This is a genomic window from Acidovorax sp. GW821-FHT09B03, from assembly GCF_059418305.1.
The window spans coordinates 227,291-249,254 of the sequence record NZ_JBWKPP010000005.1 but is presented as its reverse complement, the minus strand read 5'-3'; the positions used below and the strand labels follow the sequence as shown (position 1 = coordinate 249,254).

15 protein-coding genes are annotated in these 21,964 nt (G+C 68.4%); 14 read left to right on the top strand and 1 reads right to left on the bottom strand.

What is annotated here, in order from left to right:
- The first annotated feature begins 3 nt into the window (after positions 1–3).
- The 7 genes from AC07PA_RS12105 (at position 4) to AC07PA_RS12075 (ending at position 10,522) form a co-directional block, all read left to right on the top strand.
- The gene (locus AC07PA_RS12105) at positions 4–1,437 is read left to right on the top strand and encodes a sigma 54-interacting transcriptional regulator (protein WP_494605635.1); all 1,434 of its coding nucleotides are present in this window, start codon (positions 4–6) and stop codon (positions 1,435–1,437) included.
- A gap of 182 nt (positions 1,438–1,619) precedes the next feature.
- Entirely contained in the window at positions 1,620–3,188 is a 1,569-nt protein-coding gene (locus AC07PA_RS12100; protein ID WP_494605633.1) for a glucan biosynthesis protein G, read from the top strand.
- Positions 3,161–5,191, top strand: coding sequence for a glucans biosynthesis glucosyltransferase MdoH (gene mdoH / locus AC07PA_RS12095; RefSeq protein WP_494605631.1), 2,031 nt, complete (start codon positions 3,161–3,163; stop codon positions 5,189–5,191). Before AC07PA_RS12100 ends, mdoH begins: the two co-directional genes overlap by 28 nt.
- A 252-nt stretch (positions 5,192–5,443) precedes the next feature.
- Positions 5,444–6,295, top strand: a complete 852-nt coding sequence (locus AC07PA_RS12090; protein WP_494605629.1) for a C13 family peptidase — start codon at positions 5,444–5,446, stop codon at positions 6,293–6,295.
- 68 nt (positions 6,296–6,363) lie between these two features.
- Positions 6,364–8,685: a hypothetical protein gene (locus AC07PA_RS12085; RefSeq protein WP_494605627.1), complete on the top strand. Its 2,322-nt coding sequence runs from the start codon at positions 6,364–6,366 to the stop codon at positions 8,683–8,685.
- Positions 8,685–9,824: a hypothetical protein gene (locus tag AC07PA_RS12080; protein WP_494605624.1), complete on the top strand. Its 1,140-nt coding sequence runs from the start codon at positions 8,685–8,687 to the stop codon at positions 9,822–9,824. The genes AC07PA_RS12085 and AC07PA_RS12080 overlap by 1 nt, the downstream gene beginning before the upstream one ends.
- Complete coding sequence (locus AC07PA_RS12075) at positions 9,821–10,522, top strand: DUF1266 domain-containing protein (RefSeq protein ID WP_494605622.1); 702 nt, start codon at positions 9,821–9,823, stop codon at positions 10,520–10,522. The genes AC07PA_RS12080 and AC07PA_RS12075 overlap by 4 nt, the downstream gene beginning before the upstream one ends.
- 43 nt (positions 10,523–10,565) lie before the next feature.
- On the opposite strand, the gene ffh is transcribed toward AC07PA_RS12075, so the two are convergent.
- Complete coding sequence (ffh, locus tag AC07PA_RS12070) at positions 10,566–11,945, bottom strand: signal recognition particle protein (RefSeq protein ID WP_494605620.1); 1,380 nt, start codon at positions 11,943–11,945, stop codon at positions 10,566–10,568.
- 91 nt (positions 11,946–12,036) lie between these two features.
- On the opposite strand from ffh, the gene AC07PA_RS12065 reads away from it, so the two are divergent.
- The 7 genes from AC07PA_RS12065 to AC07PA_RS12035 all read left to right on the top strand — a co-directional run bounded on the left by AC07PA_RS12065 (position 12,037) and on the right by AC07PA_RS12035 (position 21,640).
- The gene (locus AC07PA_RS12065) at positions 12,037–12,834 is read left to right on the top strand and encodes a cytochrome C assembly family protein (RefSeq protein WP_007859325.1); all 798 of its coding nucleotides are present in this window, start codon (positions 12,037–12,039) and stop codon (positions 12,832–12,834) included.
- Positions 12,831–13,058, top strand: a complete 228-nt coding sequence (locus tag AC07PA_RS12060; RefSeq protein WP_145695783.1) for a PP0621 family protein — start codon at positions 12,831–12,833, stop codon at positions 13,056–13,058. Before AC07PA_RS12065 ends, AC07PA_RS12060 begins: the two co-directional genes overlap by 4 nt.
- Before the next feature lie 13 nt (positions 13,059–13,071).
- The gene (locus AC07PA_RS12055) at positions 13,072–14,778 is read left to right on the top strand and encodes a sensor histidine kinase (protein WP_494605617.1); all 1,707 of its coding nucleotides are present in this window, start codon (positions 13,072–13,074) and stop codon (positions 14,776–14,778) included.
- Between the two features lie 21 nt (positions 14,779–14,799).
- On the top strand, positions 14,800–16,365 hold the full coding sequence (locus tag AC07PA_RS12050; RefSeq protein WP_494605615.1) for a sigma-54-dependent transcriptional regulator: 1,566 nt from the start codon (positions 14,800–14,802) through the stop codon (positions 16,363–16,365).
- Positions 16,349–16,972, top strand: a complete 624-nt coding sequence (ampD, locus tag AC07PA_RS12045) for a 1,6-anhydro-N-acetylmuramyl-L-alanine amidase AmpD (protein WP_494605613.1) — start codon at positions 16,349–16,351, stop codon at positions 16,970–16,972. The genes AC07PA_RS12050 and ampD overlap by 17 nt, the downstream gene beginning before the upstream one ends.
- A 396-nt stretch (positions 16,973–17,368) precedes the next feature.
- On the top strand, positions 17,369–20,305 hold the full coding sequence (locus tag AC07PA_RS12040) for a ribonucleoside-diphosphate reductase subunit alpha (RefSeq protein ID WP_494605611.1): 2,937 nt from the start codon (positions 17,369–17,371) through the stop codon (positions 20,303–20,305).
- A 135-nt stretch (positions 20,306–20,440) separates the two neighbouring features.
- Positions 20,441–21,640: a ribonucleotide-diphosphate reductase subunit beta gene (locus tag AC07PA_RS12035; protein WP_007859331.1), complete on the top strand. Its 1,200-nt coding sequence runs from the start codon at positions 20,441–20,443 to the stop codon at positions 21,638–21,640.
- The last annotated feature ends 324 nt before the right edge of the window (positions 21,641–21,964 follow it).

The following is a 21,964-nucleotide window of genomic DNA, read 5'->3' as shown; positions in this document are numbered from 1 at the left end:
ACCATGCCTCCAACCAGCAAGCCATCCAGCGCCCCGGCCAGCGGCCAGCACCGCATCCTGGTGGTGGATGACGACGCCGACATGCTGCGCCTGCTCTCGCTGCGCCTGAAGGGCGCGGGCTACGAGGTGATCGCCGTCGGCTCGGCCGAGGCCGCGCTGGCCCAGCTCGAGATGGCACGGCCGCAGCTGGTGCTCAGCGACGTGCGCCTGCCTGGCAAGGACGGGCTGGCCCTGTTCGACGAGGTGCGCGAGCGCCACCCCTCGCTGCCCGTGATCCTGCTGACCGCGCACGGCACCATCCCCGACGCGGTTGAGGCCACCTCGCGCGGCGTCTTCACCTACCTGACCAAGCCCTACGACGGCAAGGACCTGCTCGAGAAGATCGGCCAGGCGCTGGCGCTGAGCGCGCCGGTGGTGGCCCAGGCGCATGCCAACGAAGCCTGGCGCACCGAGATCGTAAGCCGCTCCAACCGCATGACCGAGCTGCTGGCCGAGGCCTACATGGTGGCCCAGTCGGACGCCAGCGTGCTGCTGCTGGGCGACAGCGGCGCCGGCAAGGAGCTGCTGGCCCAGGCCATCCACCGCGCCAGCCCGCGCGCGGCCAGGCCGTTCGTGGCGGTCAACTGCGGCGCCATCCCCGAGGCGCTGCTCGAATCCGAGCTGTTCGGCCACGTCAAGGGCGCGTTTACCGACGCGACCAGCAACCACAAGGGCCTGTTCCAGGCCGCGGAGGGCGGCACCCTGCTGCTCGACGAGATCGGCGACATGCCACCGGCCCTGCAGGTCAAGCTCCTGCGCGTGCTGCAGGAGCGGGCCGTGCGGCCGGTGGGGTCGAGCCAGTCCACGCCCATCGACGTGCGCATCATCTCGGCCACGCACCGCGACCTGGAGGCCGCGATGGCCACGGCCCAGTTCCGCGAGGACCTGTACTACCGCCTCAACGTGGTGACGCTGGCGCTGCCCACGCTGGCCGAGCGGCGCGAGGACATCCCGCTGCTGGCCAACCACTTCCTGGACCGGCTGGCGCGCAAGTACGACAAGCGCCTGTCGGGCTTCGCGCCCGAGGCGCTCAAGGCCCTGACCACGGCCGCCTGGCCCGGCAATGTGCGCCAGTTGTTCAACGTGGTCGAGCAGGTGTGCGCGCTGTCCACCACGCCGCTGGTGCCACTCACGCTGGTGCAGCGCGCGCTGCGCATCCCCTCGGCCCAGGTGCTGAGCTTTGCCGACGCGCGCCAGCGCTTCGAACGCGAGTACCTGGTGGGCCTGCTCAAGATGACCGATGGCAACGTGGCCGACGCCGCGCGCTTGGCCCAGCGCAACCGCACGGAGTTCTACCGGCTGCTGCAAAAGCATGCGCTGACACCCGGCCATTTCAAGAGCGACGCCACGCCGGACGAGGGCCTGGGCGATGACGTCGCCGATGAGCGACAGGAGTAAGTCGTTGATTTCAAAGGGATTGGTCAGGACCGGCCATCCCCTTGTCGCCATCCGGCGACAAAAACCGGGCTTTTGGGGCTGTTTTGCTGCGCCGCACATCTGCTTACAGGCCCCACAGCGCCTAAGCCGTTGATACACAAGCGTTTTTTCAAGCTGGCACAGGGTTTGCCCTATATGCCGGCATGGATGCTGTCTTTCCTTCCCTTTCACGCCCCTTGCGCCGCAGTGCTGCGGCCGCGCTGGGGTTGTCAGCCTTGCTGGCGGCCAGCGTGGCGCAGGCCCAGGCGTTCGATTTCGAGAGCCTGACGAAGCTGGCACGCGAGCGCGCCGACAAGCCGTTCGTTGCTGCCAGCGACAAGCTGCCTGCCGACCTGGCCCAGCTCAACTACGACCAGGTGCGCGACATCCGCTACAAGCCCGAGCGCGCCTTGTGGCGCGCCGAGAAACTGCCCTTCGAGGCCATGTTCTTCCACCTGGGCCTGTACCAGACACAGCCGGTGCGCATCCACGAGGTGACGCCCACCGGCACGCGCGACATCCCCTACAGCCGCGCCGACTTCGACTACGGCAAGAACACGGTGCAGCCCCAGGCCTGGGGCGACCTGGGCTTTGCGGGCTTTCGCCTGCACAACCACCTCAACGCGCCCGAGTACAAGGACGAACTGGCCGTGTTCCAGGGCGCGAGCTACTTCCGCGCGCTGGGCGCGGGCCAGCAGTACGGCCTGTCCGCCCGCGGCCTAGCCATCGACACGGTGGGCGGCAGCGGCGAGGAGTTCCCGCGCTTCACCGACTTCTGGCTGGCCAAGCCCGACGCCCAGGGCAAGCAGGTCACCGTGTTCGCACTGCTCGACTCGCCCCGTGCCACCGGGGCCTACCGCTTCGACATCACGCCCGGGCCGCAGACGCTGACCACGGTGCGCGCGCGGGTCTTCGTGCGCGGCAATGCCGCCAAGCCCATCGGCACGCTGGGTGTGGCGCCGCTGACCAGCATGTTCTTCTTTGGCGAGAACCAGCCACGCAAGCAGGACTTCCGCCCCGAGGTGCACGACTCGGACGGCCTGATGGTCGCCACGGGCGAAGGTGAATGGCTGTGGCGCCCGCTGCAGAACCCGGGCAGCACGCTGGTGACTTCGTTCACCACCACCAACCCCAAGGGCTTCGGCCTGATGCAGCGCGACCGCCAATGGGCCAGCTACGAGGACGTCGAAGCCCGCTACGAGCGCCGCCCCAGCGCCTGGGTGCGCCCGCTGCACGACTGGGGCCCGGGCCGCGTGGAGCTGGTTCAGAACAACACGCCCGACGAAACGCACGACAACATCGTCGCCTACTGGGTACCGGCCAAGATGCCCGCCCCCGGCACGCCGCTGGAGTTCTTGTACGAGCTCGGCTGGCAGGGCGACGAGCAGCAGCGCCCGCCGGGCAGCTGGGTCACGCAGTCGCGCCGCGGCATGGGCTTTTCCAAGCAAAGCGCCCAGGAGCTGCGCCAGCAGGTGCAGTACGTGGTCGATTTCACCGGCCCGGCGCTGGCGGCCCTGCCGACCGATGCCGCCGTGAAGGCCGTCGTCACCGCCGACGCCAACGGCAAGGTTCTCGAAAACGCGGCCTACCGCAACCCTGCCACCGGGCAGTGGCGCATGACCGTGCGCGTACAGCGCCAGCAGGCCGATCGCCCGATCGAGCTGCGCGCCTTCCTTCAACACGACAACAACGCTGTGAGCGAAACATGGACGCACATCATTCTTCCCGAGTAAGCCCGTCAGAGCCCCTCGCCTCTGAAGACCGTGGTGCCCATCGCACGCAGCGCAGCACGCTGCGCGAGGAGCGCCACCCCAACTCCATGACCGCGCCGCCGCTCAACCGCGGCTCCATGGTGCCCCTGCCCTGGCGCGGTTTCTGGAACAGCATCGGCACCGCCTTGCTGCTGCGCCTGACCGGCCGCCCCGGCAGCGCCGCACCGGCCACCCCGGCCGGCCTGCAACACGAGGCATGGCAGGGTGCTGCCCAGCGCCGCCGCTGGACCTTCGCGTTGCTCACGGCGCTGAGCACCACGCTGGCCACAACCCTATTCGCCGGCGTCCAGCCCGACTACGACAACGCCTGGCTCGGCTATGGCCAGATGGCGCTGTTCGCGCTGCTCTCGGCCTGGGTGGTCACCGGCTTCATGACCGGCATGATGGGCTTCTGGGTCATGCTGCGCGGCGACCGCCACGCGCTGTCGGCGAAAAGCGTGGCATCGCACACGCTCTCGCCCGATGCGCGCACGGCCATCATCATGCCGATCTGCAACGAGGACGTGGCGACCGTGTTCGCCGGCCTGCGCGCCACCTGCGAGTCGGTGGCGGCCACGGGCCACGGCACGACCTTCGACGTGTTCGTGTTGTCTGACAGCTACGACCCCGCGATTGCCAAGGCCGAGCGCGCTGCCTGGGAAGACCTGCGCAGCGCGCTGGCCGAGCATGCCCAGCAGCCCCAGGTGCAGGTGTACTACCGCCTGCGCACGCGCCGCAGCCACCGCAAGGCCGGCAACGTGGCCGACTTCTGCCGCCGCTGGGGCAAGGACTACCGCTACATGGTGGTGCTCGATGCCGACAGCGTGATGAGCGGCGACTGCATCGTCTCCATGGCCAAGCTGATGGAAGCCAACCCCAGCGCCGGCATCGTCCAGACCGCCACGCAGGCCATTGGCCATGTCACGCTGCACGCGCGCGCACAGCAGTTCGCCTCGCGCGTCACCGGCCGCCTGTTCACCCTGGGCATGCAGTACTGGCAGTTGGGCGAGTCGCACTACTGGGGCCACAACGCCATCATCCGCATGGAGCCGTTCATGCAGCACTGCGCGCTGGCGCCCATCGCGGGCAAGGGCGGCATGTCGGGCGGCATCATGTCGCACGACTTCGTCGAGGCCGCGCTGATGCGCCGCGCCGGCTACCATGTGTGGCTGGTATCCGACCTGGTCGGCAGCTACGAGCAGCAGCCGCCGGACCTGCTGGCCGAGCTGCAGCGCGACCGCCGCTGGTGCCAGGGCAACCTGCAGAACGCCCGCCTGATGGCCGAGCCCGGCATCCATGCGGTGCACCGCTCGATGTTCGTGACCGGCGCCATGGCCTACCTCTCGGCCCCGCTGTGGCTGGCTTTCCTGACGCTGGGCACGGCCCTGTGGTTGTCGGGCGCGCCGGTGGTGGCCAACTGGCACATCCTGCCGGCCGAGCTGCTGGGCCTGTGGGGCTGGACGGTGTCCATGCTGTTCCTGCCGCGCATCCTGGGCGTGACCGCGGTCTTCATGCGCCGCGAGCAGGCGCAGTACGGCGGCGGCTGGAGCCTGGTCAAGAGCGCCGTGGTCGAGAGCGTGCTGGCCATCCTGCAGGCGCCCGTGCGCATGCTGGCCCACTCGCTGTTCGTGCTGCTGGCCATTACCGGTCTGGAGCTGCAGTGGAAGTCGCCCCCGCGCGAAGCCAATGCCGTGCCCTGGGGCCAGGCCACGCGCCAGCTCGCGCCCATGACCGCCGTGATCGCCCTGCTGGCCCTGGGCGTGGCCTTTGTCGACGGCAGCGCGCTGCTGTGGCTCATGCCCGTGGGCCTGCCGCTGGCGCTGGCCATTCCGCTGGCGGTGCTGACCAGCCAGATCGCGCTGGGCAAGGCGATGCGTGCGCAGCGCCTGCTGCTGATCCCCGAAGAGTCGTGGTCGCCACCGGTGCTGCGCCGCGCCTGGCTGCATGCCAGCCGCCTGGCACGGCCGGCCCTCAGGGCGGCATGATCAAAGTGTGACAAATGCCACACAAACACGAAGCCGGTGCATGCACCGGCTTTTTTCTTGTCCGCTACCCATTCGATAGCACCTGATGCTGGCTGGCCGTGAATGACAACGGAACCAGCGGCTTGACCAGTCACCCAAACAGGCGCTGGACAGGCCACGGCACTCCCTTACGATACGCACGCCTCGGAACCCACCGCGCACAAGGTGGCGGGTTCTGCCGATTGTTGTTGCTTTCCTGTGGACCTGCCCTCGATGCCATCGCTCCTCGCTCCCTGCGCCGCCAAGCGGCGCTTCTTCCACGCCAGTGCACTGGCACTGGCCCTCGCCGCCGCAGGCTGCGCCGCGCCCCCCGCGCAGGTAGCCGAAACCCCGCCCCCCGCGCCCCAGGCCGCCCCCGAACCCGCACCGCCGGCAGAGCCGCCAGGCCGCATCATCTTTGCCGGCTTTGCGATGCACTCGCAGTCCAAGGCCTTCCGCAACGACGTGCAGCTGGCCGAAAAGCTGGTCAGCGAGATCGACCCCAATGCCCTGATGCTGCGGCTGGCCAACCCGGCCAAGGACCAGAGCGCCGACTGGCCGCAGGCCACGGCCGAGAACTTCGCGCTGGTGATGGCCAAGACGGCCGAGGTGGCGCGCCCGCGTGACCGCGTGCTGCTGTTCATCTCCACCCATGCCAACCCCGGCCTGCTCAGCGTCAACGCGGGTGGCAAGAACCAGCAACCCATCACGCCCAAGATCCTCAACGACGCCCTGACCCCCCTGGCCAAGGTGCCCACGCTGGTGGTGCTGTCCGCCTGCTACAGCGGTGCCTTCATCGAGCCGCTCAAGGCCCCGAACCGCGTGGTGCTGACCGCGACCGATGCGCGCGGCACCTCGTTCAAGTGCCAGTACACGGGCAACCACACACCGTTCGCCGAAGCCCTGTTCGGCCAGGCCGGGGCCGAGAAGCTGTCGGTCACCGACTGGATGGGCGAAGCCCAGAAATCCATCGCCGCGCAGGAAAAGCGCCGCAAGCTGCCGGCCTCCAAGCCCCTGGTCTTCGTGGGCGACGAAGCCAAGGCCTGGGCCGACCAGCCGCTCAAGGACTGGCTGCAGGCGCCATAAGCGCCCGCACGCCCGCACGCCGGGTACACCGCCCGGCTTTCTCCTTCTTCCTCTTTTCGCTGCACACCATGCTGACTGCCACCGCTCCAACCCTGCACGCCACCCCGCTGTCCGGCCCCTTGCTGGACGCCTACCTGGACGAAGCCGAGGCCTTGTTCGAGGCCAGCGAAGAGGACAGCGCAGCGGACGGCCAGGGCGAGAGTGAGGAAGCCGCCCATGCACGGCGCATGCAGGCCCTGGCCGACATGCTGGGCCTGCAGCCGCTGCAGCCCGGATCGCTGGACGTGCTGCACCGCGTGCATGAACTGTGGATGCAGGCCGGCCAGCCGGCGCAGGCCCTGCAGGCCATCGACACCCATGCCGCCGCCCTGGTGAATGAGCTGCCTGCCTCCGAGCGCCACGACGCGCAGGTGCACGCTGGCTTCGCCCGCACCCAGGCCTTGCGCGCCCTGCCCGAGCAAGCCGCGCTGCTGCGCCAGGCGCTCGACGCCATGGCGCGCCTGCTGGCCCAGCCGCCGCTGGACCAGCAGTCCGACCGGGCCTGGGAGCACCTGGCAGGCCAGGCCGAGCGCAGCCAGGACTATGGCGTCTGGCGCCGCTGCGCCGAAGCCCGCTATGCACTGCAGGTGGTGCAGCCCGGGCGCTCTGCCTACCGCGCCTGGGACGAGGCGGTAAAAGCCACGCGCCTGGCCGAAGTGGCCGCCGCCGAGGGCAACGCGGCGCAGGCGCGGCAGTTGGTGCAGCAGGCCATGGACCAGCTGCGCAACGCCGCCCTCGGGCAGGACGTGGACCACGAGGACTGGCTGAAGCTGGGCGAGCAATTCGTGGCCCTGGACCCGACCAGCATCGAGACCATCGTGCAGCAGATACCGGCGCGCATGCCCGCCGACCTCACGCGACCGCTGCAGCGCGATGTCTCGGTGCGCCGCGCCCGCCTGCAGGCCCGGGCCCTGCAGCGCCAGGGCCGACTCGACGAAGCCCTGGTCAAGGCCAGGCAGGGCCGCTTCGGCCTGACCAATGACCCGCAGGACGACTTCAGCATCTTCGTGCTGGACCTGCTGATCGAAGCCGGCCGGCTGGACGACGCGGCAGAGCTGGCCTTCGAGAGCGCCAGCAGCCAGCGCCCCGGCTCGACGCAGCATGCCTGCACGGTGGCGCTTGCGCAGATGAAGGCGCACCTGGCCCGGGGCGCCACGCCCCACCCCGGCTGGCACCTGGCACTGGCCAGCGCCGCCATGAACGACGCCGGGTGGGTGGAAGACCCGGAAGACCCCGCCGCCTTCATCGATCACCACCTCGCGCAGGTGCGCCGCGCCGCGCCAGAGCATCCGGCGCTCGCCTGCCTGGACGGACTGCGCCTGTTCGCCGCCGGTGAGCATGCGCGCGCCCTGCCGCTGCTGGAGACGGCCGTGCGCGAGCCCGCCATGGCCGCGCCCGACCTGCTGCAGGCGCTGTGGGTCAGCCGGATCAAGGTGCATGGCGTCACCAGGGCGCTGCAACAGCCGTTTGCGGCCTCGCCCGCCGCAGGCTGGTGCTACAACATCGGCGTGTGGCTGGACTTCAACCTGCAGCAGGCCTGCGGCGCCAGCGGCGACGAGGACTGGCCCGAGCAGGACATCGACACCCTCAAGGCGCGCTACTACGAGGCGGCCGTGGTGCATTTCGAGGCCTTCTTCGCCACGGGCGAAGGCTGGTTCCGCGATGGCGACGTGCATGTCTACTCCATGCTGTGCAACAACCTGGCCATCTACTACCGCTGGAACCTCAAGGAGTACGACAAGGCCATCGAACTGCACCACAAGGGCCTGGCCACCAGCCCCTTTGCAGAGCACCACAACGGCCTGGTGTCCTGCTACTCGGCATCGGAGCGCAAGGCCGAGCTCATCGCGGCGGCCGACCAGCTGTGGCACTACGCGCTGGACTTTGGCTACGGGCGCCACGATCCCACGGACTACTTCAAGCGCGTGTGCCGCGCGCTCTACGAACTGGACCGCGACAACGAGATCGACATCTGGCTGCAGCGCCTGGACGAATGGTGGAACGGCCTGGACGGCGATGACCAGGCCGCGAACGAGGACGACTACCTCGGCGCCCTGCTGGTCATGCTGCGCAACCTGGCGTGGTCGCAGCCGGCAGACGCACTGGCGCGGCTGGAACGCGTGATGCCGCGCGTGCAAGCCAATACGCTACCCGGAGTGCGGCGCCTTGCCGGCAACGTGTACGAGAACACCAAGCACTACGAACAGGCCATGGCGCTTTACCAGGAGTCGCTCAGGATGGTGCGCCCGAACAACGAGAGCGACGCCGAGCAGGCCGGCTACGCGCGCGACGACATCGCCAGCTGCAAGAAGGCCATGGGCGCCGGCAAGCCCTGGTGGAAACTCTGGTAATGGCGCCTGGCGCCGCCGCACGCGGCACCTACGGCGCGCGCGACGTGGTCAACGCGCCGGCCATCCAGAGCGCCATCGGGCGCCGCAGCCGGGAGCGTGGCGACCCCGAGGAGGTGCGCGCCTGGCTGGCCAACCACTTCTATCGGCACCTGGTGGGCAACCTGCAGGCCCCGGCACCGGTGCTGCAGGCCGTCACGCAGCGCGAGCAGGCACAGGCGCTGCTCAAGCCGGCGCCCGTGCCGCCCTGGGCGCTGGCCCGGCTGGGCGACGCCTCTGCGCGCCATGCACAGCTGCCGGACATTCCGCTGTGGTGGCTCGACCCCGAGGCCGACGCGGTCCTGGCGCTCGAGGCCCGGCTCGTGGAGTTCCTGCTGTCGCGCGAAGGCACGGCGCTGCAGGGCAAGCTGCAGCGCGTGACGGCCCCGCAGGCGCTGGCCCTGTGGGCAGAGGAACATGCGGCCTACGAAGCCAAGGCCGCTGCCGGCTGGCGCGAACACCTGAGCGAGGCCGTGGCGCTGGCCTGGCAGGGCGAGCAGGGCCATTTCATCGAGTTCCGGCCGGACAGCGAGCACCTGCGCGCGGAGATGGCCTACGAGAGCCAGATGATGCGCCACTGCCTGGGCCAGTTCGCGAGCCGGCGCAGCCTGGCCGGCGGCTACGGCGAGCACTACGCCAAGGCCTGCGAGGAGGGGCGCATGCGCCTGTTTTCCTACCGCACGGCCAACCACGTGCCACACATCACGATCAGCGCCCATGTGCGCGAGGATGGCCGCCTGGCCATCGACCAGATCAAGGGCAAGCAGAACCGCCCGCCCATCGAGCGCTACCAGGGCGAGGTGCTGGCCTTGCTCAACCAGTTGACCACCTGCGAGGACGCGCCCCCCGACGCGCTGCAGATGGGCATCGTGCGCACGGCCCAGGGCTGGTGCGCCGTGCGCGACGTGGTGCACGAGCAGGACCAGCTGCGCCTGGTGCAGGCCCGGCCCGCACTGGTGCGCGAGCTGCCCGCCCCCTCGCCGCTGGTGCAGTGGCTGGTGGCGGCGCGCGACCCCGCGCTGCTGCAGGGCCTGCCGCTGGCGGCCTCGGTGGCGGCGGCACTGGATGCCGGCGGCACGCAGGCCACGGAGCTCCCGCCATGATCGCCTGGCTGCTCATCGCGCTGGGCTTCTGCCTCGTGGGCTGGCTGGCCTGGCGGCTGCTGCTGTGGGTGCTGGGGCCGTTCCTGCGCTGGTACGGGCGGCCGCGCCTGCGCCGCCAGTATGTGCTGGACGCGCACTGGAGCTGGACCCTGGCCCTGGCCGATCCCATGGCCTTCGCGCGCATCCAGGGCGGCTTCGCCGATGCGCGCATGCCGCGCCTGGCCGATTCGCTGCAGCAGTCCCTGCGCCCGGCCCTGCTGCACCTGCTGGGCCTGCGCAGCGACATGGCCGATGACCAGGTCCGCGCCGCCCTGCCCGCGCAGCTGCGCGAGCGCTGGTTCCGCATGGGCCTGGACGCCCTGCGCCCCGACGATGTCCCGCGCGACGCGATGGCCCTGGCCTGCGCGCGCGTGGCCTTCGCGACGCGCACCGCCGCCCTGCTGGGCTGGCTGGACGAGGCCACGCAGTGGCAGATCCTGCACCACAACGCGCAGCGCGCGGCCGACTGCTTCCACAGCTGGCAGGATTTCGGCAGCGCCTGCGCACGCGGCCGCCATCAATGGGTGGCCCATTCGCGCGCCGACAGCCTGGGGGTGGCCTTCACCGAGGAAGAGGTGGCGCAATGGGTGGCCAACCGCGACCATCCCTGGCACTGGCTGCCCTGGCCGCTGCCGCCACCGCCCATGAAAAAGCCCTGAGGAGCCGGCGCTCATCAGGGCTGTGGATGACCGGAGACCGGGGTCAGAACGGCATCTTGGGCATGCCGCCGCCGCCCAGGCCCTTCATCCCGCCCATCTTCTTCATCATCTTCATCAGGCCGCCGCCCTTCATCTTCTTCATCATGTCCTGCATCTGCTCGAACTCCTTGAGCAGGCGGTTGACCTCCTGGACATGCACGCCGGCACCACCCGCGATGCGCTTCTTGCGCGTGGCCTTGATCAGCTCGGGCTTGCGGCGCTCCAGCGGCGTCATGCTCTGGATGATGCCTTCCTTGCGCTTGATGTCCTTCTCGGCCTTGTCCATGTCCACGGCGCCGGCCTTGGCGGTGAACTGGGCCGGCAGCTTGTCCATGAGGCTCGACAGGCCGCCCATCTGCTTCATCTGCTGCAGCTGCGACAAAAAGTCGTTGAGGTCGAAGCCGTCACCGCTCTTGACCTTGGCGGCCAGCTTCTGAGCGGCCTCGATGTCCACACCGGCCGTGACCTGCTCCACCAGGGCCACGATGTCGCCCATGCCCAGGATGCGGCCCGCATGGCGCTCGGCGTCGAAGACCTCCAGGCCGTCGAGCTTTTCGGAGACACCAGCGAACTTGATCGGCGCGCCCGTGATCTGGCGCACCGACAGCGCGGCACCGCCACGCGAGTCGCCGTCGAGCTTGGTCAGCACGATGCCGGTGAGCGGCAGCGCTTCCTTGAAGGCCCTGGCCGTGTTGATCGCGTCCTGGCCCTGCATGGCATCGACCACGAACAGGGTCTCGACCGGGTTCAGCGCGGCGTGCAGGTCCTTGATTTCCTTCATCAGCACTTCGTCGATGGCCAGGCGGCCGGCCGTGTCGACCAGCAGCACGTCGAAGTAGTGCTTCTTGGCGTAGTCGAGCGCGGCCAGGCCGATCTCGAGCGGCTTCTGCTCGGGCGTGCTCGGGAACCACTCTGCACCGGCCTGCTTCGTCACGGTCTTGAGCTGCTCGATGGCGGCGGGGCGGTACACGTCGCCCGAGACGGTGAGCACCTTCTTCTTGCGCTTTTCGATCAGGTGCTTGGCCAGCTTGGCCGTGGTGGTCGTCTTGCCGGCGCCCTGCAGGCCGGCCATCAGGATCACGGCCGGTGGCTGGGCCGCCAGGTTGATGTCGGAAATGCCCTCGCCCATGGTGGCGGCGAGTTCGCGGTTGACGATGGAGACCAGGGTCTGGCCCGGCTTGAGTGAGCCCAGCACTTCCTGGCCCAGGGCCTTTTCCTTGACGCGGGCAATGAAATCCCGCACGACGGGCAGGGCCACGTCGGCTTCGAGCAGGGCCATGCGCACCTCGCGCAGCATGTCCTGCACGTTGGATTCGGTGATGCGGGCCTGGCCACGCATCTCCTTGACGAGGCGCGTGAGTTTGTCGGTAAGGGCGGAGGCCATAGGGATTGTTCCGGTGTTGCCCACGGGCGATTGGCACGGGTGGGCCCGCCAGGGCGCTGGCGGTGAAGCGAAAGGCAACTAAACTGTGCCCATGATTTTACCCAGTGCTTCTCCCCTGGGCTGGCTGCTCGCGCTTGCCGCAGCGGCCGCCTATGCCATGCCCGCTGCCGCGGCGTCGCGCCTGGGGGCGGCCGGCATGCGCAACGCCCTGCTGCTGGCATGGTTGCTGCACGGGGCCACGCTGGTGCTGGGGCTGTGGAACGAGGCGCCACGCTTCGGCTTTGCGCCGGCCCTGTCGATGACGGCCTGGCTGGTGCTCACGGTGTACGCGGTGGAAAAGCAGCTGTTTCCGCAGATGCAGGCGCGCTGGGTCCTGGCGGTGCTGGGTGCCCTGGCCATCGTGCTGGCGATGGTGTTTCCGGGCCAGCCGCTGCATGTGTCGGCCTCGGCCTGGCTGCCGCTGCACCTGGCGCTGGGCATTGCCTGCTATGGATTGTTCGGCGCCGCCGTGGTGCATGCCTGGCTGATGACACGCGCCGAGCGCCACATCCGCCAGGCAGAAGACCCGCACAGCGGCATTCCGCTGCTCACCCTGGAGCGCCTGACCTTCCGCTTCGTGACGGCCGGCTTCGTGCTGCTCACCGCCACGCTGCTGGCCGGCTGGCTGTTCGGCGACGCCCTCTATGGCCGTGCCTGGCGCTGGGACCACAAGGCGATCTTCTCGCTGATGGCCTGGATCACGTTTGCCACGCTGCTGCTGGGCCGCGCGCGCTTCGGCTGGCGCGGCCGCACCGCGGTGGGCGTGCTCTATGCGGGCGCGGGCCTGCTGCTGCTGGCCTATGTAGGCTCGCGCTTCGTGCTCGAAGTCATCCTGGGCCGCAGCGCATGAAGTACCTCGTTCTGCTGGTGGTGCTGGTGGTGGCCATCGGCATCTGGCGCAGCAACCGCGCCGCGCCCAAGGAAGCCCAGCCCGGCAAGGCCCGCCCCCCGGCGCTGCCCCAGGACATGGTGGCCTGCGCGCACTGCGGCGTGCACGTGCCGCGTGCCGAGGCCCAGATCCAGGGGGAGAGCACCTACTGCAGCCTGGAGCACCTGCGCCTTGGCAAGCCCTGAACCGACGACGCCCATGGCCGATAGCCCGCCGCCGGCCAGCAACCTGCTGGTGACGGTGGACGCGCCTTTCCTGCGCCTGTGGAAGGGCTTCCTGACCGCCCGGGTGATGGTCGCCATCGCCCTGGTCCTGCTGCAGACCCTGGGCCAGGCGGTCAACCAGACGCTGGACCCGGCCACGCTGGCGGTCACCATGGCCTACCTGGTCGCCACCATCCTGATGCGCATCCTGGCACGCCACCGGCCGCCACCACCGGGCACGGGCATGCACTGGCTGCCGTCCATCGGCGTCGACCTGGCCGTGGTCTGCGCCCTGCAGCTGCTGCACTCGGGCGCCCTGAACTACACCCCGCTGTTTGGCCTGCCGATCCTCATGGCGGCCGTGCTGGGCACCCTGACGCTGGCGCTGGGCACCACGGCGGGCGTGACCCTGATGCTGCTGGGCCTGGCCTGGCTGGGCTCGCGCGCAGGGGTCGACGACCCGCAGCGCTACCTGCAAAGCGCCCTCACGGGCACGGGCTACTTCATCGTCTCCTACCTGGTGCACCAGCTCGCCACGCGCCTGGCGCGCGAGCAGGAAGTGGCCCTGCAAAGCCAGATGACGGCGCGTGTGCAGACGCAGGTGAGTGCCCTGGTGATCCAGAACCTCACGGACGGCGTGCTCGTGGTGGACGAAAACGACACCGTGCGCACGGCCAACCCCGCGGCCCTGCAATTGCTTGGCCAGCCGCCGCTGCCGCCGCTGCCCTTTTCGCTAACGCATGCCGCCGCCTGGGATCCCCTGGTGAAGCTGGCGCGCCGCACCTTCCGCCAGGAGATGCCCCAGACCGCCGATGCGGACCTGCTGCACCCCGGCGAAAGCCCCACCGGGCTGCATGTGCGCACCTGGCTGACCTCCTCGCGCACCCTGGCGCGCGAGGCCGGCAGCGAGCGGTTGTGCGTGATGTTCCTGCACGACCTGCGCGAGATGCAGGCGCGTCTGCGCACCGAGAAGCTGGCCGCGATGGGCCGCATGTCGGCCGCCGTGGCGCACGAGATCAGGAACCCCCTGGCGGCCATCGTCCAGGCCAATGCGCTGCTGGAGGAGGACCTCACGGACCCCGGCCAGAAGCGCCTGGCGCACATGGTGCAGCAGAACGCGGAACGCCTGGCACGCATTGCCGAGGAGGTGCTGGACATCGCCCGCGTGCAGCACCAGATCAGCCATTCGCCCGCCTCCACCCTGCAACTGGACGCAGCCGTGTCCCAGGTCTGGAACGACTGGCAAGGCCAGGACCCGGCACAGCGCCGCGGGCTGGTGGCCCTGGGTGCGGGCGATGCGCATGTGGAGTTCGACCCCGAGCACCTGCGCCGCGTGCTGGTGAACCTGCTTGACAATGCCCTGCGCTACCGGGGCCCCGAACTGGACTCGCTGTGCATCACCACGCGCACCAGCATCACCGGCCAGATCAGCCTGCAGGTCTGGAGCGATGGGGCGCCCATGGACAAGTCCGTGGAACGCCACCTGTTCGAGCCCTTCTTCTCGTCCGAAAGCCGCTCCAGCGGCCTGGGCCTGTACATCTGCCGCGAGCTGTGCCAGCGCCATGGCGCCTCGATCGGCTACCAGCGGGTCGTGCGCCTGACCCAGCGTGGCGAAACCGGCGGCAATGCATTTACGGTAGGCTTTCGGCGCACTACCCGCCCTTCCGAGCCGGCCTCCCTGTTCGACACCATCGTGGTCTGAAAGCCTTTTTCTTCTGCCCCCATGAACGCCCCTGCTGCTTCCATCCTTGTCGTGGACGACGAGCCCGATCTGCGCACGCTCTACGAACTCACGCTGCTGCGCGAAGGCTACCGCGTGGAAACGGCCGCCAGCGTGCAGGAGGCGCGCGAGCAGCTCAAGGCCCACCGCTTCGACGCCGTGATCACCGACATGCGCCTGCCCGACGGCTTCGGCATGGAGCTGCTGCAGGACCTGCGCGACCAGCAGCGCAAGGAGCGCTGCGTGGTCATGACGGCCTATGGCTCGGCCGAGAACGCCGTGGAAGCCCTGCGCTCGGGCGCCTTCGACTACCTGACCAAGCCAGTGGACTTGAAGCAGTTCCGCTCGGTCGTGGCCTCGGCCATCCAGGGCACGGGGGGCGTGCCCGCGCCGCGCGCCTCGCGCACCCCGGGCGGGCGCGCAGGTGGCGGTAGCGGTACGGTCGATGCCCAGGCCTCGTCCTCGGCGCTGGACCGGCTGGTCGGCGAGTCGGCCGCCATGCGCAATGTCAAGCAGCGCGTGGCCAAGGTCGCACGCGGCATGGCGCCGGTGCTGATCCACGGCGAGTCGGGCACCGGCAAGGAGCTCGTCGCCCAGGCACTGCACGCCAGCAGCCAGCGCGCCGATGGCCCCTGGGTGGCCGTGAACTGCGGCGCCATTCCCGAGAACCTGCTCGAGGCCGAGTTCTTCGGCGCGCGCAAGGGCTCCTACACCGGCGCCAGCCAGGACCGGGACGGCTACTTCCAGGCTGCGCGCGGGGGCACCTTGTTCCTCGACGAGATCGGCGACCTGCCGCTGGCCATGCAATCGAAGCTGCTGCGCGCCATCCAGGAGCGCAGCGTGCGCGCCCTGGGCTCCACGCAGGAGGAGACGGTGGACGTGCGCATCGTGAGCGCCACGCACCGCGACCTGGCGGCCGACGTGCAGAGCGGCCGCTTCCGCCAGGACCTGTACTACCGCCTGAATGTGATCGAGGTCGTGATCCCGCCGCTGCGCGAGCGGCGCGAGGACCTGCCGGCCCTGTGCCGGGCCCTGCTCGCGCGCATCGCGCAGGACTCGGGCATGCCCGTGCCGGCCCTCACCGAGCACGCGATCCAGGCCATTGCCGCCCACCCGCTGACCGGCAACGTGCGCGAGCTCGAGAACCTGCTGCACCGCGCCGTGGCGCTGAGCGAAGGGGACGAGCTGCACGTGGACGGCGTGGCACCCCCGGCGGGCAGCGCAGCCCCCGACCGCGCTGAGCACATGCTGCCGCCGGATGCCGCGGCCTTCGCACCATTGGCCGCGCCGGACGCGCGCGATGCCGACGGTGCCCCGGCCCTCCCCACCGCCGGCTTGGCCGCCAGCCCGGCGATGCCGGGCGCCAGCACGCCCCTGCCCAGCGACCTGCAGGCTTGGCTGGACCAGCAGGAGCGCGACATCCTGGTGCGCGCACTGCGCGAGGCGGGGTTCAACCGCACGGCCACGGCGGCGCGCCTGGGCATCAGCCTGCGCCAGATCCGCTACCGCATCGCGCGCCTGAACATCGCCGTACCCAATGACCAGGACGCCCATGACGACGCTGGCTGACGCAGCCGGTGCCGGCGGCTCCGCCTGGGAGCAGGGCTGGCACCGGTCGGCCGTGCGCCACCCCTCGCCCAACTACGGCCCGCGCCCGCCAGCGGCACAGATCGACCTGATCGTGGTGCACTCCATCAGCCTGCCTCCGGGCGAGTACGGGGGCCCGGCCGTGCGCCAGCTGTTCACCAACACGCTCGACTGGGATGCGCACCCCTATTACCAGGGCATCCGCGGCCTCACGGTGTCCGCGCACTTCTTCATCGAGCGCACCGGGGTGCTCTGGCAGTTCGTGGACTGCGACCAGCGCGCCTGGCATGCCGGGCCCTCAGCCTACCGCGGCCGCGCGCAATGCAACGACGATTCCATCGGCATCGAGCTCGAAGGCCTTGAGGGCGAGCGCTTCGAGGCCGCCCAGTACGCCACCCTGGCCCGGCTGTGCCGCGACATCGCGCTGCGCTATCCGATCGCCCACCTGGCCGGCCACGAGCACATTGCCCCAGGGCGCAAGCACGATCCCGGCGCGGGTTTCGACTGGGCCGCCGTGCAGCAGTCCCTGGCCTGGCCGGCGGAGCGCTTTCCTCCCGAAACCCGGCCGGCGAGCGCCATCGGCGATTGATCCGCCGGGCATGGCGCCTTGCCCCCCAAGGGCGGTGCCGGGACGCCACACCCGCAAATATTTTTTTGTGCGAATGCACAAATCCACGGCGCCAGTGCGCACGCGGCCTGCCGCGCAAAACCCCGCCGCATGGCGCGCGGTTGCACGGTTTTTTCAGGCATCCATCGCGCGCATGGCGGGTTCGCAGCAGGTCCGTGCAGGCGCTTTATCCCTGGTGACACATGCTGTTTCGGAATTTGGGGTCGCCAGCGGCGGTACACTACAGGTAGCGTATTGAACGCGACAGACACACCATATATAGTGTGCGCCAGACGAGAAGCTGGCGCATCGCTTCTCTCCCCGGCGGCACCGAAAGCCGCCCGCACATCCCAGACAGCACCCAAAAAGAGGACATCCATGCAAGCTGCTTTGAACACGCCTTCGTCCACCACCCGCCCCGCATCCACGGATGCACCCGAGGCGGCTTCTGCACCGGAGGGCACGAACCCCACGTTCGCCCACTACCAGATCATCCGCCGCAATGGCGCCGTGGTCCCGTTCGAGCCGCAGAAGATTGCCGTGGCGATGATGAAGGCGTTTCTGGCAGTGCACGGCACCCAGGGTGCCGCGTCGGCCAGCGTGCGCGAAGTGGTGGACACGCTGACCCAGAACGTCGCCCGCGCCCTGGCGCGCTCGCGCCCTGGCGGCGGCACCTTCCATATTGAAGACGTGCAGGACCAGGTGGAACTGGTGCTGATGCGCGGTGGCCACCACGAAGTGGCCCGCGCCTACGTGCTGTACCGCGAAAGCCGCACCCAGGAGCGTGCCCGCCATATCGAACAGGAAGCCCAGGCCGCTCCCGCCCCGGCACTGCACGTGCTGGACGGCGACAAGCGCGTGGTGCTGGACCTGGTGCGCCTGCGGGGCCTGATCGAGTCGGCCTGCGTGAACCTGGGCGCCGACGTGTCGGCCCAGCCCATCGTGGCCGAGACCATGCGCAACCTGTACGACGGCGTCCCCATGGACGAGGTCTACAAGGCCTCCATCCTGGCAGCCCGCACGCTGATCGAAAAGGACCCCGACTACACCTACGCCACCGCACGCCTGCTGCTGCACACCATCGTGCGCGAAGTGCTGGGCCGCGAGGTCACCCAGGCCGAAATGGGCCAGAGCTACGTGGAGTACTTCCCGCAGTTCATTCAGAAGGGCGTGGACAACGAGCTGCTGGACCCGCGCCTGCTGACGTTCGACCTGGCCCGCCTGGGCGCCGCCCTCAATGCCGACCGCGACCTGCAGTTCGACTACCTGGGCCTGCAGACCCTGTACGACCGCTACTTCCTGCACGTGCGCAAGACCCGCATCGAGCTGCCCCAGTGCTTCTTCATGCGCGTGGCCATGGGTCTGTCGCTCAACGAAGCCGACCGTGAAGCCCGTGCCATCGAGTTCTACGAGATCCTCTCGAGCTTCGACTTCATGTCCAGCACGCCCACGCTGTTCAACAGCGGCACGCTGCGTTCGCAGCTGTCCTCGTGCTACCTGACCACCGTGCCCGACCACCTCGAAGGCATCTACGACTCCATCAAGGAAAACGCGCTGCTGTCCAAGTTCGCCGGCGGCCTGGGCAACGACTGGACCCGCGTGCGTGCTCTGGGCTCGCACATCAAGGGCACGAACGGCGAATCGCAGGGCGTGGTGCCCTTCCTCAAGGTGGTCAACGACACGGCCGTGGCCGTGAACCAGGGCGGCAAGCGCAAGGGCGCTGTCTGCACCTACCTGGAAACCTGGCACCTGGATATCGAGGAGTTCCTGGAGCTGCGCAAGAACACCGGCGATGACCGCCGCCGCACGCACGACATGAACACGGCCAACTGGATCCCCGACCTGTTCATGCGCCGCGTGATGGAAAAGGGCACCTGGACCCTGTTCTCGCCCTCCGACGTGCCCGACCTGCACGACCTGTTCGGCACCGCCTTCGAGAAGGCTTACGTGGCCTATGAAGCACGGGCTGCACGCGGCGAGATCAAGCCCTCCAAGACGGTGCAGGCCACCGACATGTGGCGCAAGATGCTGACCATGCTGTTCGAGACCGGCCATCCCTGGATCACCTTCAAGGATGCCTGCAATGTGCGCTCGCCCCAGCAGCACGCCGGCGTGGTGCACTCATCCAATCTGTGCACCGAGATCACGCTGAACACCAGCGACACCGAGACCGCGGTCTGCAACCTGGGTTCCGTGAACCTGCTGCAGCACTTGAAGGACGGCCAGATCGACCACGCCAAGCTGCGCAAGACCATCACCGTTGCCATGCGCATGCTGGACAACGTGATCGACATCAACTACTACGCGGTCAACAAGGCGCGTGACTCCAACCTGCGCCACCGCCCCGTGGGCCTGGGCCTGATGGCTTTCCAGGACAGCCTGTACGAACTGCGCATTCCCTACGCTTCGCAAGCGGCCGTGGAGTTCGCCGACAAGTCGATGGAAGCCATCTGCTACTACGCCTACTGGGCCTCGACCGAGCTGGCCAAGGAACGTGGCCAGTACACGAGCTACAAGGGTTCGCTGTGGGACCAGGGCATCCTGCCCCTGGATACGCTGGACATGCTGGCCACGGCACGCGGCGGCTATGTCGAGGTGGACCGCTCGGCCACGCTGGACTGGGATGCGCTGCGCAAGAAGATCGCCCAGGACGGCATGCGCAACTCCAACTGCGTCGCCATCGCCCCCACCGCGACCATCTCCAACATCATCGGCGTGGACGCATCGATCGAGCCCTCGTTCGGCAACCTGTCGGTCAAGTCCAACCTCTCGGGCGAGTTCACCGTGATCAACGGCGGCCTGGTGCGCGACCTCAAGCGCCTGGGCCTGTGGGACGACGTGATGATCATGGACCTCAAGCACTTCAAGGGTTCGCTGCACCCCATCGACCGCGTGCCGCAGGACATCAAGGCCCTGTACTCGACCGCCTTCGAAGTCGACTCGCAGTGGCTGGTGGAAGCCGCATCGCGCCGCCAGAAGTGGATCGACCAGGCGCAGAGCCTGAACATCTACATGGCCGGCGCATCGGGCAAGAAGCTCGACGACACCTACAAGCTGGCCTGGCTGCGCGGCCTGAAGACCACCTACTACCTGCGCACGCAGAGCGCCACGCACGTGGAGATGAGCACCGTGAACACGCGCCAGCTCAACTCCGTGTCGTCGGGCAGCGATGCCGGCGCGGCACAGGCAGCACCTGCCAAGCCCAGTGCGATGGAAGTGGCCGCAGCGGCGGCTGCCGCACAGGCTGCGGCACTGCCTGCCACCGACATCAAGTTCTGCGCGATCGATGATCCAACCTGCGAGGCCTGCCAGTAAGGCCCCATGAAGCGGCGCGCATGAGGACCCATGCACGCCGCTTCGGTGCTGTGAAGCAACAAAACGTTGCTGCACAACGCTGCGGTGCTTTCCTTTTTGCAGCACTGCTTTCATAATCCGAACACTGGAAAATCTATGTTGTCCTGGGACGAAGAAGTCAAGCCCTCATCGCAAAATCAACTGGACGGTGGACTGAACAAAAGCCACCCGGCGGAACAGTCGCCTTTGTCTTTCCAGACCCCCTCTCTTCAGGAAGTGCATGCGTCGATGACTGCATCCGCAGCACCGCAAGCGGCCCCTGCCGCAGCACCCGCGCACCGCCGCGTGAACGCTGCCGACAAGCGCATCATCAACGGCCAGACCGACGTCAACCAACTGGTGCCGTTCAAGTACAAGTGGGCCTGGGAAAAGTATCTCGCCACCTGCGCCAACCACTGGATGCCACAGGAAGTGAACATGACGCGCGACATCGCGTTGTGGAAGGACCCCAACGGCCTGACCGATGACGAGCGCCGCATCATCAAGCGCAACCTCGGCTTCTTCGTGACCGCCGACTCGCTGGCCGCCAACAACATCGTGCTGGGCACCTACCGCCACATCACCGCGCCCGAGTGCCGCCAGTTCCTGCTGCGCCAGGCCTTCGAGGAAGCGATCCACACGCATGCCTACCAGTACATCGTGGAGTCGCTGGGCCTCGATGAAGGCGAGATCTTCAACGCCTACCTGGAAGTGCCCTCGATCCGCGACAAGGACCAGTTCCTGATCCCCTTCATCGAGGCGATCATGGACCCCAACTTCCACACCGGCACCTTCGAGACCGACCAGACGCTGCTCAAGTCGCTGATCGTCTTCGCCTGCCTGATGGAAGGCCTGTTCTTCTACGTGGGCTTCACGCAGATCCTGGCGCTGGGCCGCCAGAACAAGATGACCGGCGCGGCCGAGCAGTACCAGTACATCCTGCGCGACGAGTCCATGCACTGCAATTTCGGCATCGACCTGATCAACCAGCTCAAGCTGGAGAACCCGCACCTGTGGACCGCAGAGTTCAAGGCCGAAATCAAGGCTTTGTTCATGAAGGCCGTGGAGCTCGAGTACCGCTACGCCGAAGACACCATGCCACGTGGCGTGCTGGGCATGAACGCATCGATGTTCAAGGGCTATCTGCGCTACATCGCGAACCGCCGCGCCACCCAGATCGGCCTGGAGACGCTGTTCCCCAACGAAGAAAATCCATTCCCCTGGATGAGCGAGATGATCGACCTGAAGAAGGAGCGCAACTTCTTCGAGACGCGCGTCATCGAGTACCAGTCGGGTGGCGCCTTGTCCTGGGACTAGCCTCGCAGGTGCACGCACGCCATGGATCCCCACACCACGCCCTGCACGGACAACGCCCAAGCGCGTTGCCGTGCAGGGCGTTCCCGTGTTCATGGAGATGGGGTACGCCCCATCTCCATGGATCGCTTCATGTCCACTGTAGACACGAAGTGCTCTTTGCAAATTGACTCAAGGAGAACATGATGGCAACTGCGAAAAAACCCGCTGCAAAGAAGGCAGCTCCCGCGAAGAAGGCTGTAGCTGCAAAGCCAGCAGCCAAGAAGGCCGCTCCTGCCAAGAAGGCAGCAGCACCAGCCAAGAAGGCCGCTCCTGCCAAGAAGGCAG

Excerpts from the sequence above, each read along its gene's own strand:
- AC07PA_RS12100 (WP_494605633.1), top strand. The coding sequence starts at position 1,620 with ATGGATGCTGTCTTTCCTTCCCTTTCACGCCCCTTGCGCCGCAGTGCT.
- AC07PA_RS12055 (WP_494605617.1), top strand. The coding sequence starts at position 13,072 with ATGGCCGATAGCCCGCCGCCGGCCAGCAACCTGCTGGTGACGGTGGAC.
- ffh (WP_494605620.1), bottom strand. The coding sequence starts at position 11,945 with ATGGCCTCCGCCCTTACCGACAAACTCACGCGCCTCGTCAAGGAGATG.
- AC07PA_RS12080 (WP_494605624.1), top strand. The coding sequence starts at position 8,685 with ATGGCGCCTGGCGCCGCCGCACGCGGCACCTACGGCGCGCGCGACGTG.
- AC07PA_RS12050 (WP_494605615.1), top strand. The coding sequence starts at position 14,800 with ATGAACGCCCCTGCTGCTTCCATCCTTGTCGTGGACGACGAGCCCGAT.
- AC07PA_RS12035 (WP_007859331.1), top strand. The coding sequence starts at position 20,441 with ATGTTGTCCTGGGACGAAGAAGTCAAGCCCTCATCGCAAAATCAACTG.
- AC07PA_RS12040 (WP_494605611.1), top strand. The coding sequence starts at position 17,369 with ATGCAAGCTGCTTTGAACACGCCTTCGTCCACCACCCGCCCCGCATCC.
- ampD (WP_494605613.1), top strand. The coding sequence starts at position 16,349 with ATGACGACGCTGGCTGACGCAGCCGGTGCCGGCGGCTCCGCCTGGGAG.
- mdoH (WP_494605631.1), top strand. The coding sequence starts at position 3,161 with ATGGACGCACATCATTCTTCCCGAGTAAGCCCGTCAGAGCCCCTCGCC.
- AC07PA_RS12075 (WP_494605622.1), top strand. The coding sequence starts at position 9,821 with ATGATCGCCTGGCTGCTCATCGCGCTGGGCTTCTGCCTCGTGGGCTGG.
- AC07PA_RS12090 (WP_494605629.1), top strand. The coding sequence starts at position 5,444 with ATGCCATCGCTCCTCGCTCCCTGCGCCGCCAAGCGGCGCTTCTTCCAC.
- AC07PA_RS12085 (WP_494605627.1), top strand. The coding sequence starts at position 6,364 with ATGCTGACTGCCACCGCTCCAACCCTGCACGCCACCCCGCTGTCCGGC.
- AC07PA_RS12060 (WP_145695783.1), top strand. The coding sequence starts at position 12,831 with ATGAAGTACCTCGTTCTGCTGGTGGTGCTGGTGGTGGCCATCGGCATC.
- AC07PA_RS12105 (WP_494605635.1), top strand. The coding sequence starts at position 4 with ATGCCTCCAACCAGCAAGCCATCCAGCGCCCCGGCCAGCGGCCAGCAC.
- AC07PA_RS12065 (WP_007859325.1), top strand. The coding sequence starts at position 12,037 with ATGATTTTACCCAGTGCTTCTCCCCTGGGCTGGCTGCTCGCGCTTGCC.